This window comes from Streptomyces mayteni (assembly GCF_054783955.1).
Genome location: NZ_BAAGPR010000032.1, coordinates 1 through 17,007, shown reverse-complemented (window position 1 = coordinate 17,007; position 17,007 = coordinate 1). Strand labels below are relative to the sequence as shown.

At 70.9% G+C, this 17,007-nt stretch carries 11 protein-coding genes and 1 pseudogene; all 12 read left to right on the top strand.

What is annotated here, in order from left to right:
* Nucleotides 1-28: 28 nt before the first annotated feature.
* Nucleotides 29-1,951: an ATP-binding protein gene (locus tag ACYVPE_RS16580; RefSeq protein WP_461034368.1), complete on the top strand. Its 1,923-nt coding sequence runs from the start codon at nt 29-31 to the stop codon at nt 1,949-1,951.
* Nucleotides 1,942-2,259 (top strand): hypothetical protein, encoded by a 318-nt coding sequence (locus tag ACYVPE_RS16575; RefSeq protein ID WP_461034367.1) that lies wholly within the window; start codon nt 1,942-1,944, stop codon nt 2,257-2,259. Before ACYVPE_RS16580 ends, ACYVPE_RS16575 begins: the two co-directional genes overlap by 10 nt.
* Entirely contained in the window at nt 2,256-8,507 is a 6,252-nt protein-coding gene (locus tag ACYVPE_RS16570) for an eCIS core domain-containing protein (protein WP_461034366.1), read from the top strand. The genes ACYVPE_RS16575 and ACYVPE_RS16570 overlap by 4 nt, the downstream gene beginning before the upstream one ends.
* A gap of 190 nt (nt 8,508-8,697) precedes the next feature.
* Entirely contained in the window at nt 8,698-9,129 is a 432-nt protein-coding gene (locus ACYVPE_RS16565) for a hypothetical protein (RefSeq protein WP_461034365.1), read from the top strand.
* Nucleotides 9,126-9,776, top strand: coding sequence for a CIS tube protein (locus tag ACYVPE_RS16560; protein WP_461034364.1), 651 nt, complete (start codon nt 9,126-9,128; stop codon nt 9,774-9,776). The genes ACYVPE_RS16565 and ACYVPE_RS16560 overlap by 4 nt, the downstream gene beginning before the upstream one ends.
* Nucleotides 9,773-10,132 (top strand): hypothetical protein, encoded by a 360-nt coding sequence (locus ACYVPE_RS16555; protein ID WP_461034363.1) that lies wholly within the window; start codon nt 9,773-9,775, stop codon nt 10,130-10,132. Before ACYVPE_RS16560 ends, ACYVPE_RS16555 begins: the two co-directional genes overlap by 4 nt.
* Entirely contained in the window at nt 10,122-11,273 is a 1,152-nt protein-coding gene (locus ACYVPE_RS16550; protein ID WP_461034362.1) for a hypothetical protein, read from the top strand. Before ACYVPE_RS16555 ends, ACYVPE_RS16550 begins: the two co-directional genes overlap by 11 nt.
* A gap of 34 nt (nt 11,274-11,307) precedes the next feature.
* Nucleotides 11,308-11,829, top strand: coding sequence for a phage baseplate assembly protein V (locus ACYVPE_RS16545; protein ID WP_461034361.1), 522 nt, complete (start codon nt 11,308-11,310; stop codon nt 11,827-11,829).
* Between the two features lie 24 nt (nt 11,830-11,853).
* Nucleotides 11,854-12,186: a hypothetical protein gene (locus tag ACYVPE_RS16540; RefSeq protein WP_461034360.1), complete on the top strand. Its 333-nt coding sequence runs from the start codon at nt 11,854-11,856 to the stop codon at nt 12,184-12,186.
* A 2-nt stretch (nt 12,187-12,188) separates the two neighbouring features.
* Nucleotides 12,189-12,587, top strand: a complete 399-nt coding sequence (locus tag ACYVPE_RS16535; protein WP_461034411.1) for a GPW/gp25 family protein — start codon at nt 12,189-12,191, stop codon at nt 12,585-12,587.
* Nucleotides 12,584-15,751, top strand: coding sequence for a putative baseplate assembly protein (locus ACYVPE_RS16530; protein ID WP_461034359.1), 3,168 nt, complete (start codon nt 12,584-12,586; stop codon nt 15,749-15,751). Before ACYVPE_RS16535 ends, ACYVPE_RS16530 begins: the two co-directional genes overlap by 4 nt.
* Nucleotides 15,748-17,007 (top strand): annotated as a pseudogene (locus ACYVPE_RS16525) (putative baseplate assembly protein); the annotation flags it as partial. The gene ACYVPE_RS16530 and the pseudogene ACYVPE_RS16525, both read left to right, overlap by 4 nt.

Genomic DNA, 17,007 nt, shown 5'->3' with positions numbered 1-17,007 from the left:
GAGCCGGACACCCGGAGGGGGGGACACCATGGGCACCACAGAAACCCGCGGCGACGCCGACGCGCTGCCGGCCGCCGTCGCCGCCGTGCTGGCCAGGCTCGACGCCCACGCCGCCGGCGACACCACCCCACCCCCGGTACCCGAGCCGCGCGGCAGCCTGGCCGCCGTCGCCGCCTGCTTCGACCTCACCACCTTCGAACGCGCCGTCCTCCTCCTCGCCGCGGCCGCCGAACTCGACGCCACCACCGGCGGCCGCTGCGCCGCGGCCGCCGGCGATCCGGAACGCGCCCACCCCACCTTCTCGCTCGCCCTCGCCACCCTCCCCGACCCCCACTGGAGCGCCCTCACCCCGGTCGCCCCGCTCCGCCGCTGGCGACTGATCGAACTCGACGACGAGACCCGGCTCACCACCAGCCGGCTCCGCATCGACGAACGCGTCCTCCACCTCCTCGCCGGCACCCCCTACCTCGACAGCCGCCTCCACGGCCTGCTGCGCCGTACCCCCGCCCCCGCCGAGGCCGAACTCCCCGACGCCTACCGCCACACCGCCGACCGCCTCGCCGCCGCCTGGGCCACGGCACCCGCCGGCGAACCGCCCCTGGTCGAACTCGTCGGCGGCGACCCGCGGAGCCGCGCCGACCTCGCCGCCGCCGCGGCCCGCCGCGCCGGCCTCGGCCTCTACGCCGTCACCCCCGACGACCTCCCGAGCGACCCCGTCGAACGCGACCGACTGACCCGCCTCTGGCAGCGCGAGGCCGTGCTGCTCCCGGCCGCGCTGCTCATCGAACTCGGCGAGACCACCGAACCCACCCGCGAACTCGCCGCCACCACTGACGCGTTCGTCGCCGCCACCGGCGTGCCGCTGATCGTCGCCAGCCGCGACCCACGGGGGAGCGGCCGCCGAGCCGAGCGGATCAGCGTCCCCACCCTCACCCCGGAGGAGCAACTCCGCCTCTGGACGGACGCGTTCCACGACATCCCCGGCGTCACCGAGGACCAGCTGCGCGACCTCGTCGCCCAGTTCACCCTGCCGCCGCACATCATCCGCTCCGCCGCCACCACCGTGCGCCGCGCCGGCGGCGACGACCTCGACGCCGCCGACCTCGCCTGGCGGGCCGGCCTCGACGAGGCCCGGATCGGCCTCGACGAACTCGGCCGACGCATCGAGCCCGAGGTCACCTGGGACGAACTCGTCCTCCCCGAACGACAGTTGGTCATCCTGCGGGAGATCGTCGCGCACGTCAGGCAGCGCGGCACCGTCTACCAGGAGTGGGGCTTCGAATCCGTGCTCCGGCGCGGCCTCGGCGTCACCGCCCTCTTCGCCGGCGGCTCGGGCACCGGCAAGACCCTCGCCGCCGAGGTGCTGGCCAACGAACTCGACCTCGACCTCTTCGTCATCGACCTCTCCCAGGTCGTCAGCAAGTACATCGGCGAGACCGAGAAGAACCTCCGCCGGGTCTTCGACGCGGCCGAACGCGGCGGCGCGCTGCTGCTGTTCGACGAGGCCGACGCGCTCTTCGGCAAGCGCAGTGAGGTCAAGGACAGCCACGACCGCTACGCCAACCTGGAAGTGTCCTACCTGCTGATGCGGATGGAGGCCTACCGCGGCCTCGCCGTCCTCACCACCAACATGAAGAAGGCCCTCGACAGCGCCTTCATGCGGCGCATCCGCTTCGCCGTCGACTTCCCCTTCCCCGGCGTCCCGGAACGCGCCGAGATCTGGCGCCGGGTCCTCCCCGAACGCGCCCCCACCAAGGGCCTCGACCCACGCCGCCTCGCCCAACTCACCGTCGCCGGCGGCTCCATCCGCAACATCGCCCTCTCCGCGGCCTTCCTCGCCGCCGAGGAGGGCGACCCCGTCCAGATGCGCCACATGCTGGCCGCCGCGCGTACCGAGTACCTGAAGCTGGAACGCTCCCTGACCTCGGCGGAGGTGCAGGGATGGATCTGACGCCCCTGACGCCGGCGAGCCCTGCGGGCCCGCGGCCGAACGTGGAATTGATCATCGGCGAACTCGTCCTCGACGGCTTCCCGCCAGCCCACGCCGACCGGATCACCGAGTCCTTCCGCCGCGAACTGACCCGCCTCGTCACCGAACACGGCGTCCCACTCACCACCCCCGCCGATGAACTCGGTGCCGTGCTCCCCGAGTTACCCCGCCACCTGCCACCCCACCGGCTCGGCGAGGAACTGGCCCGCACCGTGCACGCCGCCCTGACCGACTCCGGCAGGACCCGGGAACGGAGGCGGTCCCGATGAGCTCCTCCGCCCGCGACACCCAGCCCCGCTCCGACCAGCGCCGCAAGAAGCGCCGCACCCCCACGGCCCACGTCCCCGAACCCCGCCAGATCGTCAGCGGCGCCGGGCAACCGCTGGACCCGGGCGTGCGGCGGGAGTTGGAGCAGCGCCTCGGTCACGACCTCAGCCGCGTCCGCCTGCACACCGACCGCGACGCGGCCGCCCTCGCCGAACTCCTCGGCGCCGACGCCGTCACCGTCGGCGAGGACGTCTTCTTCGCCGACGGCGCCTACCGCCCCGAGACGGCGGACGGCCGGCGCCTCCTCGCCCACGAACTCCTGCACACCGTCCAGGCCCCGCACGCCCTCGGCACCCTGCGCGCCGGCCGCGACCTGGGCGCGGTCAGCCTCCCGCACGAACCGATGGAACGCGAGGCCGAGGCCGGCGCCCACTCGGCCGACGCCGTCACTGCCTCCCCCCACGCGACCCCGGGCTGGCTCCGCTACGCCACCGTCGACGCCGACCGCAACCGCACCGAACGCCTCGACCCCGCCACCCTCGTCGACCGCCTCACCGCCGGCATCATCCGCTCCCTGCGCGGCGACCCGACCGACGCCTCGGGCCGCGTCCGCCTCCAACTCGCCCGCTTCTCACCCGAGGTGGAGGAGTCGGTGCTGGGCCGCCTGGAACAGCGGCTGCCCTCGTCCGAGCTGGAACATCTGATCACCCTGGTGGAGGACGTACGGGAGAGCAGCCCGTCCGCCCGTGGCTCGTCCGAGGCGCCCGAGCCGATTCCGTCCTTCATCGAGCAATGGCATCGCGACCGTGCTCGGGAGCGTGCGTGGGAGAGCCAGCAGGACCTGGAGTTCGACCGGGAACGTGAGAGAGCCGCTGAGCGGGGCGATTCCCAGGCCGAGGAACCACCCACAGATGCCGGGCAGTCGACCCGGGCACCGGCAGGCAGCACGGCTGCGGCATCCGCGCCTTCCGCCGCTGGTCGGACTCCGGTGGCGAGTGGACCCGGCGCGGGCCGTGAGGCCGGCTTGGAGGAGGAAGCACCACAAGAGGAGGCGGCGGAGGAACAGAGCGACGAACAGAGTGAGGAGGAGCGAACACGCGAGGAGGAGGAAGAGCAAGCCAGGGAGGAAGAGGAAGCCCGGGAGGAGAAGGAGAAGGACAAGAACGAGGAACAGGCGGACGAGGATGGGGAACCGACGGAACCTGAGCCGAGCGACGCCTTCGAGGCGGACGCCACCGGAACGTCCGAGATCTCCGCCACGTCCGCTCCCGACGTCGGCTCGCTCACGGTGCGCGGTGCTGAGGCGGAACCGGAACCCGCACCCCAGCCCGTCGTCCAGGAGACATCGGAGCCCGCTGAGGACCAGGCAGCCGCGGAACCACCCAGCGCCTGGGACATCGAACTCCAGCCGGACGATTTCCTCCCAACCTCTGATCTCGACGTCTCCGGCGTCCCGACGGCGGATCAGCTCGACGTCGGTGCAACGACGCAGCCGTCGACGCCGACGTTCCCCGACCCCCCACCCACCCGGGCCGAGCAGGTGCAGGCGCAGCGGGACAGCGAGGACCAAGACGATGCCGCCCCGGTCACGTCACCAGAGTCCGGCACGACGGCGGAACCGGAGAACACTCCGTCCCCCGCACCCAGCGACGATCTCCAGACCGAGCGATCCGTCGAGCAGGAAGTAGGCCCTGGCCCCGCGACTCCGGCCCCGACGCCTCAGTCAGGCTCGCAGCCCTCCTCGACACCAACACCGACCACCCCGCCGGCGCCGACACCCATGCCCGAGCCCGCCAGCGCCCCCTCCGAACCGGCCGCTGAAGTCCCGGCGCCGGCCCCGGAGCCGGCGCCCCGGCCCGTGCGCGAGCCCGCCCCCGCGAGCACCCCGGTCCTCGAACGCGACCCCATGCCCACGCCGGCGTCAGCGGGGCCCGAGGAGCCTTCGACGCCCCAGCCGATGGCCGAGCCAGCGGCAGCACCTCCGCAGGTCGCGGCTCCCGCTCCGGCCGCCCGCGCTATGCCTGCTGGCGCGCCCCGTGGCGGCGGCCGAGGCGGCGGCGGTCAGGCGGTGCCGCCCGCGAAACGGGAGCGCCCCGCGCCCGACGTCTCCCAGGCGACGCCGGAATCCGGGCTGAGCACGGCTGCCGGGCTGAAGCCCCACCAGGCCCTCGCCACGCTCAACGGCGTCGACGCGTCCGCCGAACGCGACGTGGGCCAGGAACGCGCCGCCGCGCAGGACGCCCCGCCGACGATGGAGCGACCGTCTGGCGCGCCCCAGACCCTGCAGGGCGACCCGGTCGCCGCGCCCCCCGGTGAGTACACGGAGGACGACGTCACGGAGGTCGAGGGACCGGAGGCGCAGCAGGCGAACGTGGACGGGCCAGATGCCCCGAACCCCGAGGACGTCCCGGGAGCGGACATCGAGCTCAGCACCACCGACATGATCATTGCCGGCGGCGCGTCCATGGTGAGCGGACTCGTCAACTGGGGGAGCAACCAGCTCGGGATGGGCGACGTCATCGACACGGACGCCTTCATCCAGAAGCTCCTCGACCTGCCGACCGAGGACGAGATCCTGGCCGAGGCCCAGCTGGGCAACGCGCCGGGCGTGGAACTCAAAGGTGAGACCGAGGGCCTCACCGGTGAGCAGAGCGCCGAGTTCGACACCAGGGGAAGCCAGCTCCACACGGAGGGGCAGGCCGACTCCCAGCGGCCGATGGGCGAGGACCAGATCTTCCCCGACGTTCCATCGGAGACGATGACCGGATCCGTGCCGGGCACGCGTGGTGACTCGGAGGGCGGCCGAGGCTCGGGAAGTGGAGAACCCGCCGGCGAGGTACCGGCGGAGGCCCTGTCCGAGGTGGCCGAGCATGAGCGAGGCGCCGAGATCCAGGCCGCCTTCAGCGAGGGGCAGCAGGGTATCGCCGCTGGCCGGGAAACCAAGGAACAGGACCTCACGGCGGCTCGCGAACAGCACGAGGCGGAGGTCCAGACCCAGATCGAGGCCAGCACCCGGGTCCAGACCGAGGAACGCGAACGAGCGAACGCCGACGTCATCGGCGCACGCGAACAGTGGCGGCAGGAACAGGACGACGAACTCGAGGAAATCGAGACCGAGAAGGGGGAGACGCTCACCACCGTCCGCCAGGAGGTCAAGGCCGAGGAGGAAGACACAGACACCAGAGTCGAGACGCGAAGGAAGACCGACGACGAGCAGATCACGACGGCGCACGACACCGCCGTGGCGACGGCGGAAACCGAGCACCGGAGGGTAGAGAACGAGTCGGACAGCTGGCTGGACAGGGCTGTCGACGAGATCGTGAACATCTTCAACAGGATCAAGAACGCGATCATCGGTGCCTTCCGGGAGGCCCGTGACGCGGTCGGCCAGTTGATCGAGAGCTTCCGTACCAAAGTCGCCGAATGGATCAATGAGGCCCGCGAAGCCATCGTCGGGTTGTTCAACGACTTCGTCGAGGCCGTCGTCGGGTTCGCCGAGCGTCTACTCAACGGCCTGTTGGAGATAGCGAACAGGATCCGCCAGGAGATCGAGGCACTGATCCGGACCGCCATCGAGTTCGTCAACCGGATCGCCGACGAACTCGGGACCATGATCAGTGGCCTGCTCGACGCGATCGGCGAGCGGATCGGCGGCATCCTTGACACGCTCAAGCGCGGCCTGCTCGCGGCGGTCAACGTCGTCAAGAACGCACTGAACGCGGTGATGAACTTCGCGCTGGGCCTCCTCGGCGCCCTGGGCGAATGGCTGCCGGTCGCGGTCGACATCCTTTCCAACCCCGGCGGCTGGCTGAGCAGCGCGGGCAGCGCGGCCGAGACCGGGGCTCGCGAGCACCTGTTCACCGAGACCCAGGCCGCGGTGAAGGAGTGGTTCAACCAGAAGATCCAGGAAGTCCTCGGGCTCGACCAGGAGACCTTCGACCTTCTGATCAACGGTGGCATGACGAAGGAAGAGATCGTCGAGGAAGCCTGGGCCGCGGTGGTCCCGCAACTTCCCCTCATCATCGGTGAACTCGTCATCACCAAGATCGTGGCCAAGCTCATCCCCGGCGCCGGCTGGGTGTTGGCGATCGTCGACGCCATCAGGACGGCCTGGGAGGCGCTGAGCGAGATCCTGCGAGCACTCGGCCTCGTCCTGGACTTCCTGAAGGCGGTCAAGAGCGGCAGGGGCGCGCTCCCCTTCGCCCGCGCCGTCGCGGCGGGTGTGGTGGCGCTGCTCGAACTCGTCTACCAGGCGCTGATGAGCGGCATCGGCAAGTACGTCGGCCGAGTCGCCGACCGGCTGAAGGGCGTGGCCCGCACCCTGCGCAACCGCCGGCCGGATCGGGATCGGCGAGACGAACGGGAGGCCGACCAGACCCAGCAGCAACTCCGCGAGACCACGGAGAGGTTGACGGCTCCGCCCCCCACACGTCCGACCGCCGGGCGGCCGACAGCCTCCTCCCGGCCGCCCACCACGCCGCGCCGCCCCGTGCCTACGCGCCCTGGGCCGGCCCACCCGCCCGCTTCCCGCCGCCCTGAGCCGGCGCGTTCGGACGAGTCCCGACGGTCGGAGGCGCAACCCGCGAACCGCAGGACCGAGGCGGAGCCCTCCAGCCCCCGCCGCGCCCCCGAGCGCCCCCGGTCGACTCCGCGCCGCCCCCGCGTCTCACCGGAAGGTCAGGAGCACCGACGCGACCGCGCGGCCGTGCGGGCAGCCCTGGACCGAGTCCGTCGGCAGAACCGCCGGCGCGACGAGCGTGACCGCATACCCCGCGACAACACCCAGCCTCGTCGCTCTCAGAGCCAGGATCGTGACCGCCCTCGCGACAACGAGCGTCGCCGACAACGCGACAACGACGCCCGCCGAGTCCGCGATGCCTACCGCAATCGTCGCGACCAGCTTCGCGACCACCAGCGCACGCGCGAGCAGCGACGCCGCGAGCAGCGTGAGGAACGCCGTGAGCGTGAGAACTCTCCAGAGTCCAAGGACGCCCGACTTCGAAGCATCGTCGCGCGCCTTCGGCCGAGATTGACGAGGATCTTGAGATGGGGGGTGCCGAGACCAGTCCTGCGAGGGTTGCTCCTCGGCATGCGTCGGTGGTATCGCCTTTCAGGATTGTCGGTCGATGGTCGGGACACATTCGACATCGAGGCCTGGCTGAATCCCCGGGATCTCGTCCTCGAGGGTCTTAATGTCACCATACCGCAACGCGAATTACTCTTGTTCCTGCGGCAACTTGCGTTGGATCTCGAGAGGGACCCCGCTGTTATTGCTGCACGCAACAGCGGCATTGTTTCCGAGACGCGACCGAGGCGGTCGCCCAGAACGATTGAAAGAGACCCACTGCCTCTGCCGGCACGCACCGGGGTTGCGCGTGACCAAGATGCTCTTCCCGAGGGTAAGAAAGATGTATGGGTAACCCCATACGGAGAAGTGCGTCGGCGTCAGACCGGGGAGGCAGCTGCACACAAGGTAGTGGAAGGCGGCGGGAGCTATCGTGACAGTGAAAAAGGGCCAGGAATAGCGAGTGAGATAGACTCGAGGGAGCGTTGGGTTCTTTTCACGGAATTCCTTGATGACTTCTTCAAGGGAGGCGGTACCGACTTTTTGGCGGAAGGGGTTGAAGAAGGAGAGTTGGCTGCATTGCTGAAGGCGGCGTTCGTCTTCGGCCAACAAGAGTCGGAGCGTGACCCCATTGCGCTGGTGACGAATCTGCTCGTAGTTGAACGCATGAAGCGGGCTGTCGAGGTCGATATGTACGAAGGTATTGAGTCTGATTCGAATGCGATGCGTTCCCGGGACTACAGCGAAATATTTCTCTCCACTCCTGCGGCCTTCTCTGGATCAGAGCAAGCGGGGATGGTGCTTGAGGAGAGTCTCTCCTCTGGTCGGACCTTGGAGGAGTTGGACGCAGATCGGCTCGAACGTAGGCGGCGAGAGTTGGGTTACTTGAATAGGGGTGAGAATCCGGCGGAGAAGGAGGATGGACTTGCCAATACAAAAAAGGAATCCGATGATTGGTTCAATAATCGGCGGAAACGACTTAAGGATGCCGGTACCCTTGCTGATCGCCATGTGGGTGTGATCGACGACTGGATGCGTGACTTCGGTATCGTTGATCGGGTTCGACAAATGCTTCCACCGGAGGGGGTTGATTCTTCAGAAGATCGGGCCAGAGTGATCAAGGACCGAGTTTTTGCGGAGATTCGGACCTATGTTCGTTCGGCCTACCTAAGCTCTCTGTCATAACTGTCGGGAGTTCGCCGGATGGGTGGTGAGAGTTTTGGATCATAAGAGTTCACGGTACGTCCTCAGGCCGGAAGTTGGATCTTCATCTGTCGCGAAGTTCGCTCAAGCCTTCAACTGGCCTCTTGTTGAGCGTGTCGAGAGAGATCCGGATCGAGGGGTCGATGGGCTGGCGGTATGGCAGGTGCCTGGGGTGGTGACGCTGTATTGCTGCGAGGATGCCGAATTCGCGATTCCGTACTATGTTCTGGCGGGCGATCAGCGTCGAGTTGTCGAATCTCTAGCACGTCAGGCCAAAAAGACGCTGAACCCTTGGACGCTGGATGAGCTATACGGGAAGTATGATGAGGCGGCGGATGAACAGGAACTCGCTCTGGCGGCTCTTCTTCTCGGAATCGCAGCTCCCGACGACTTCTCGGTTGACGTATTTTCGAGGATCGAAAGGGCGCTAGAGAGCCCGGAGGAGATGACGAGGTGGGTTAGCCTGCTGGCTGGTGTCTATACCGGTTATCAACAGTTTCATCCGATTCTTTCTAGTGTGGCTGAGTGTGACCCCGTTGACTGGGTCAGAAAACGTGCGCGAACGTTCTTGGGAGCGTTGGAATCGGAGGGTGGTGTGAATTGACCCGCTACGCCGACATACCGAAACCCATCCGGTCCGGGATCGTGATCGTTGATCCGCAGCGCGGCACGCCGCAACGCATCATCGTCCTCCAGTTCAACCCCGACAGCCTGGAGCGGAGCCTGGCTCCGCAGACCGCCGGGGCCGAGGGGGCCGGGGACCGGACCGAGGCGCTGCGGCTCAAGGGGCCAGCCGTCGAGACGTGGAAGTTCACGGCGGAGATCGACGCCACCGATCAGCTCGATGTGCCGGCGCCTGAAGGGATTCACCCGCATCTTGCGGCGTTGGAGATGCTGGTGAATCCCACCAGCGGCCAGCTGCGGAACCTCGAAGCCCTTGCCGCCGCCGGCACGCTCGAGATCACGCCGATCGAGGCGCCGTTGACGCTCTTCACCTGGGGGAACAAGCGGGTGCTGCCGGTCCGCCTCACCGAACTGGCGATCACCGAGAACGCGTTCGACGTGGAGCTGAATCCCATCAGGGCGAGCCTCAGCATCGGGCTACGGGTGTTGACCGTCAGCGACCTGCCGACCGGGCACCGGGGTTACGAGCTGTATCTCGCCCACCTCGCGCAGAAGGAGCGGCTCGCGGCCTCCGTGGCCAACGGCCGGCTCGCCACGCTCGGGCTCAACGGAGGGGGAGGCCTGTGACCGACCACGACCGCTTACTCGATGCCGCGCTGCCCGCCGCCACCAACTATCCACGGTCGAGTCGGTATCACGGCGTGCCGACTGCCGTGCATGTGACAGCGGAAGGGCGGGAGGTGCCGTATCTCAAGCGGAGGCTGATCCCGAAGCAACCAACCGACGACACCGTCGAGAACGTCCCGCACACCGTCAGTGCCGGTGAGCGCCTGGATCTCCTCGCGCACCACTACTTCGGCAGCGCCGGGCAGTGGTGGCGGATCGCGGATGCCAACCCTGCCACCGATCCCCGGGAGTTGACGGACACGCCGGGGGAGCGGATCAACATTCCCCTCCCCGGGGGGAGTTCACATGGCGGTTGACGAACCCGTCCGGCGCGGGCCCATTCATCTCACGCTCCGCATGGGGGCGCAGATCGCGCGCCCGGTTCCCCGTGAGGTGACCGACGCGCTGCTCTCCGCCCAGGTCACCATGTCCGCGGGCGAGCGCAGTGGGTTCCAGCTCTCCTTCGACCTCTCGAAGCGTGGGCTGATCAACACCCGCCTGCTGCCGGACGGGTTCTTCGACCCCAAGACGAGGGTCGTCCTCTCCACTGCCATCCAGGGCACGACCACCGTGCTCATGGACGGGATCCTGATCCGGCAGGAGGTCGGGATCAGCAACCAGCCGGGGCAGTCCACCCTCACCGTCACCGGCGAGGACCTGACCGTGCTGATGGACCTGGAGGAGCGGCAGGGCGTGCCGTTCCCCTCCATGGGGCCGGCGGCCCGCGTCTCGCACATCGTCTCCCGCCCCGAGTACGCCAGGTACGGCATCGTCCCGCAGGTGATGCCGGAGCTGATCCGGCAGATGCCGGTGCCCACCCAGCGGATCGACTTCCAGACCGGCACGGACCTCGCCTACATCACCGACCTCGGCAAGGCCAACGGGTTCGTGTTCTATCTGGATCCCGGGCCGACGCCCGGCATGAGCCGGGCCTACTGGGGCCCCGAGGTCAGGCTCGGCACCCCGCAGCACGCGCTCAACGTCAACATGGACGCGCTGTCCAACGTCGACCAGCTCACCTTCTCCTTCGACGGCACCGCCCGCGAGGAGCCGCAGGCGCGCGTGCAGTTCCAGGCGACCCGCGTCTCCCAGGTGCTCAACGTGCCCGAGGTCAGCGTCTTCCGGCCGCCGCTCTCCCAACGCCCCGCGCCCGCGCTCAAGAAGAAGGTGCTTGGCGGCACCGCCAAGAAGGAGGGGCCCGAGTCCCTCGCCGAGATCCTCGGCAAGGCGATGGAGGTGGCGGACGCCGTGTCCGGCTCGGGGCAGCTGGACGTGACCAGGTACGGCTACGTGCTGCGGCCCCGCGAACTCGTCGGAGTCCGGGGCGCCGGCATCACCTACGACGGCCGCTACTACGTCAAGAGCGTCACCCACGACCTGCAACGCGGCTCGTACACCCAGAACTTCACCCTCGCCCGCGAGGGGCTGATCGCGCTCGAGAACACCGTTATCCCCTAGCCGGCAACACAGGCAAAAGACGGAGCACACCCGCATGGCGACAACGGCACCACGCACCTACCTCGGCAAGTACCGGGGCACGGTCAAGGACAACCGTGACCCGCGGGGCCTCGGCCGCCTCAAGGTCCAGGTCCCCGACGTCCTGGGGGACGAGCCATCCACCTGGGCCATGCCCTGCTTTCCGCTGGCCGGCCCCGGCATGGGGAACTTCCACCTGCCGCCCGTCGGCACCGGCGTCTGGATGGAGTTCGAGCAGGGAGACGTCAGCTACCCGATCTGGACGGGGTGTTGGTACGGCGCCGCCGACGAGGTGCCGCCCGACGCGGAGAGCGGTACCCCCAACGCCCCGGGGAACGTGGTGCTCCAGACGCAGGGGGAGCGGGTGCTGCTCCTCTCCGACGAGCCGGGCGGCAAGGGGATCACGCTGCGCCACCCGTCCGGGGCCTCCATCGTCATCGACGACTCGGGCGTGCACATCAGCAACGGCCAGGGGGCCAGCATCTCGCTCGTCGGATCGACCGTGTCCATCAACCAGGGCGCGCTCACGGTGACCTGAGAGACCAGGGGGAGGAAGACAACGATGTCCGGAAACCTGCTGACCACGGCAGCCACCGTGACCTGCCCGCACGGCGGCCAGGCGACGGCGCTGCCCGCCCAGACGCGCGCCCTCGCGGTGGGCGCGCCCATCGACACCCAGGCGGACCTGTACACCATCGCCGGCTGCACCTTCAACGTCGGCGGCAAGCCGCAGCCCTGCGTCACCATCCGGTGGACCGGCCCCTCGGCGCGGATCAGGGCCGGCGGCTCGCCGGTGCTGCTCCAGTCCTCGACCGGCCAGTGCCTCAGCGCGGAAGGCGTGCCACAGGGGCCGCCGAGCGTCGCCTCGGTGCAGCAGCGGGTGGTGGGGCAATGACGATGCCGAGCACCCCCGACGTGCCCCGGATCGACATCGCGTTCCCGTTCCGGCCCGACAGCCGGGGCCGTACCGCGCACGCCCAGTACGACGACCATGTCCGGCAGATGATCGAGCAGTTGCTGTTCACCAGCCCGGGCGAGCTCGTGATGGAGCCGGAGTTCGGCTGCGGGCTGCTCGACCTCGTCTTCGCGCCCAACAGCCCCGAACTGGCCTCCGCCGTCCAACTCTCCGTGCACGCCGCCCTCCAGCGCTGGCTCGGCGACGTGATCGAGGTGGAGGCCCTCGAGGTGATCAGCGAGGAGAACGTGATCCGGGTGCTGCTCACCTACACCGTCCGGCGCACCGGGACGCGCCGGGTCGGCGAGACCATCGAGTACGAGAGGGGCGGGGCCGCGTGAGCACGGAGTGCGGGACGGAGAAGCGGCGCGGCCGGGTCCGCGCGGCCCGGTTGAACGGCGTCGACGGGGTCGAGGTCAGCGACGACGGACGCACGTTGACCGTCACCTTCCTCGGGAAGGCGCCACGGCACGTCGGGCCCGAGAACATCCGGATCGACGGCGGCCGGCGGGTCACCGGGATTCGCGCCACCGCCGTCGAGGTCCACCGCGAGGAGGACCCGGAGCTCGACGACCTGATGCGGGTGACGGTCGACCGGCCGGGCGACACGTCCGGCTACCGGCTGGCCGTCGTGGAACAGGACCCGCACGGCCGGCCCGGCACCACGCCCTACCGGGGCTTCGACCCCCGCTACCACCAGGCCGAGTTCTCCTTCTGCCAGGGCCGACCCACCCCCTTCGACTGCCGACAGGAAGACCCACCGGAGCCCGACACCAGGCCGCGGCCGGTCATCGACTACACCGCACGCGACTACGAGAGCCTGCGCCGCCTCGTCCTCGACCGGATGAGCCTCACCACCCCGGGCTGGGTGGAGCGCCACCTGCCCGACCTGGGCGTGACGCTGGCCGGGCTGCTCGCCTACACCGGCGACCAACTCTCCTACCAGCAGGACGCGGTGGCCACCGAGGGCTACCTCGACACCGCCAGGATGCGCGTCTCGGTGCGGCGCCACGCGCGGCTCGTCGACTATCCGATGCACGACGGCTGCAACGCCCGCGCCTTCGTCGCCCTGGAGACCGACCGGCAAGTCGCGTTACCGCGCGGCCGGTTCAGGTTCGCGGCCGTCGACGTCAGCCGCCTCGGGCCGACCGACCGGCCCGAACTCGGCCCGGTCATCGACGAGGACCAGGTGGACGCGCTCACCAGCCGGGCCGGCGTCGAGATCTTCGAGCCGCTGACCAACGCCGAGGTGACGCTGCGCCCCGAGCACAACGCCATCACCTTCTGGACCTGGGGCGACGCGGACTGCGTCGTCCCCAGGGGCGCCACGTCGGCGACGCTGCGCGACGGCACCGGCCGCCACGAGCACCAGGAGACGAAGAGCGACAAGCGCGGGCAGCGGCGGGCGCTGCGGCTGCGGCCAGGGGACGTGCTGATCCTGGAGGAGGTCGTCGGGCCCCGCACCGGCACCCCGGCCGACGCCGACCCGGCCCACCGGCAGGCCGTCCGCCTCACGTCCGTCACCCCGCTGGTCGACGAACTGCACGACCAGCCGGTGCTCGAGGTCGAGTGGGCGGCCGAGGACGCGCTCGCCTTCCCGCTCGTCGTCTCGACCCGGGCCGGCATCGACTGCGCTCCGCTCGACGACGTCAGCGTGGCCCGCGGCAACGTGGTGCTGGTCGACCACGGCAGGACCCTCACCCACTGCGGCGGCGTGCCCGAGACGTTCACCGTGCCGCCCGAGCCCGTCACCCTCCCACCCTGCGGTCCGCCCGGCTGCGGCTGCGCGGACCCGCGCCCCGAGGGCAGCCCGTCCGCCGAGGCGATCCGCGCGCTCCGCGACCAGACCCGCGCCGGGCGGCACCTGAGCCCGCGGCAGGTCCGCGAGCTGTTCACGCTCCTCGGCGAGGCGACCATCGCCCGCGCCGGCCTCGACATCCACCTCGCGCCGGGCACCACGGCGGTGGAACGCGTCCAGCCGCCGACCGCCGAGGAACAGGCCGCCGCGCTGGAGACCCTGCTGGCCCAGGTCACCTACCCGGCCGTCCCGACCCCGTTCCGCCCGGTGCTCACCCGCTCGCCCGTCACCCAGGCCGCGCCCTACCCGGATCCGGCCCGGGTCGCCGCCGGGCAGGCGACACTGCTGGCCGCCATCCCCGACCGGCTCCAGGAACGCCTCGACGAACTGTGGCGGGCCGCCGCCGACGGCCACCCGCCGGGCCGGGCCGAACGTGCCGAACTCGCCGTGGCCTTCGGCCGCGAAACCCTGGAGCGGCTCCGGTTCGACCGCCAACCCGAGCGCGCGCTGCGGGAGTTGCTGGCCCGCTGGGAGCGGCTGCTGGCCACCGAGCTGCGGCGCCTCGACGTGCTCGTCGCCCGGGCCAGGGCCGGCGGCGTCCTCGACCGGTACGTGGTCTGGGAGGCCACACAGAGCTGGGGCGACCGCTACGCCGAAGGGCTCGACCCGGACGACCCGCGGCTCGCCGGGCCAGCCACGGCCGCCGTCAGCCAGGACCCAGGGGCCGCCCTGCCCGCCGTGCGCGTCACCACCGCCGACGGCGCCTGGACGCCGCGCCGCGACCTGCTGGCCAGCGGCCCCCGCGACCGGCACCTCGTCGGCGAGCTCCGCGAGGACGGCCGGCTCGCCCTCAGGTTCGGCGACGGCCGGTACGGCGCCGCGCCCAAGCCGGGCCCGCTGGAGGCCGGTTACCGGATCGGCGGCGGCACCGCCGGCAACGTCGGCGCCGAGGCGATCGGCCACCTGCTGTGGTGCCGCGACGAGTCGGCGGCCGGCAAGCGGTCCCGCAAGCCCGACATCCGGGCCGTCGTCCGGGTCCGCAACCCCCTCTCCGCCACCGGCGGCACCGAGCCCGAACCGATCGACGAGGCACGGCAGCTGGCCCCGCTGGCCCTCAGGCGCCGCCCGCTGCGCGCCGTCACCGCCGCCGACTACGCCCGGCTGGCCGCCGAGACGCCAGGCGTGCAGCGGGCCGCCGCCGAACTGCGCTGGACCGGCGCCTCCCGGGAGGCGCACGTCGCCGTGGACGCGCTGGGCACCGCGGACCCCACCCAGCGGCTGCTGGACGCCGTCGCGCAACGCCTGGAGGCGTACCGCAGGATCGGCCACGACCTGGTGGTGCGGGCCGCGACGCCCGTGCCGCTCGACATCGAGCTGACCGTGTGCGCCGCCCCCGGCTACCAGCGCGGCTACGTGCTCGCCGGGCTGCGCCGCGCGCTCGGCGCCGCGCCCGGCGGCTTCTTCCACCCCGACGCGCTCACCTTCGGCGAGCCGGTGCGGCTCAGCCGGCTGATCGCGCTGGCCGCCGCCGTGCCCGGGGTGTCCAGCGTCCACGCCACCCGGCTGCGGCGGCTCTTCGGGCAGGACGAGGGCGAGTTGGCGGCCGGACTGCTGCGGATCGGCCCGCTGGAGATCGCCCGCTGCGACAACGACCCCGACCGGCCGGAGAACGGCCGGCTCTCGCTTGTGATCGGAGGTGGCCGATGAGCGGCACCACCCGGGGCCGCGGCTGTGGCTGCGGCTGCGAAGGCGGCGGGCCGGCCGGCCGCCCGTACAACCCGCCGGGCCTGGACACCATCGCCTACCGGGCGGGGGAGCACCCCGACCTGCTGGCCGCGATGCTCGAACGACTCTCCGGCCCCGCCTATCCGGCGCTGCGCGGCCTCACCGTCCGCACCGTCGACGACCCGGCCATCGCGCTGCTCGACGCCTGGGCGGTCCTCGGCGACCTGCTCACCTTCCACACCGAGCGGATCGCCAACGAGGGCTATCTGCGCACCGCGCGGGACCCGGAGTCGCTGGCGCTGCTCGGGCGGCTCGTCGGCCACCGGCCGCGGCCGGGCGTCGCCGCCGACACGTTCCTCGCCTACGCGCTCGACCGCGACCCGCGCAGCGGCGAGGAGGCGGCCGTCACCATCCCGCGCGGCGCCCGCGCCCAGAGCGTGCCGGGTCCCGGCGAGGAGCCGGAGACCTTCGAGACCGCCGAGGACCTGCCGGCCAGGGCGTCCTGGAACCGGCTCGGGGTGCGGCGCCGCCGCCCCTACCAGCTGACGGCCGGCCAGCTCGTCGCCCGCCGGGAGATCCACGTCGCCGGCACCACCAACAACATCAAGCCTGGCGACCAACTGCTCTTCGTCTTCAGCGCCGAGCAGACCGCGGATCCGGCCGCGCGCGCCCTGCTCACCGTGCCCGAGGTGCGGATCGACCGTGAGGCCGACGCCACCGTGGTCGGGCTGCCAAGGCCGGCGCTGCCCTCCCTGGCCCGGATCCTGGAGGAACTGGCCACCTGGATCACCCCTGGCGACCAGGACACCCCCAACCCCTGGCCGGACGGCAGCGAGCTCGTCGCCGACTTCGACGAGGACGTGCTGGCGCCGCTCCGCGCCGCGCTCGACACCTTCGACTCCCCGAGCGAACTGGCGACAGTGCTCGGCGAGACGCTGGAACGGCTCGCCGAGGCCCGGGAGTTGGCGGCCGAACACGAGGACGCCGAGGCATGGTTCGCGGCCCAAGTCGACCGGCGCGCCGCGCTCGGGGAGCAGGCCAGGCAGTTGGAGCCGCCCCAACCGGACGCCGGTTCCGCTGCCGGTTCCGCTGCCGGTTCCGCTGCGCGGAGCTTGGCCGCCGACTTGGGCCTCGTGCCGGCCGCGGCCGCCGCCGCCGGCCTCGGCAGGCACTCCGCCGTGCCCGGCGTGCCGGGCCCGCCGGCCTTCGGCGCCGGGCCCGGGGCGCTGTCCCAGCAG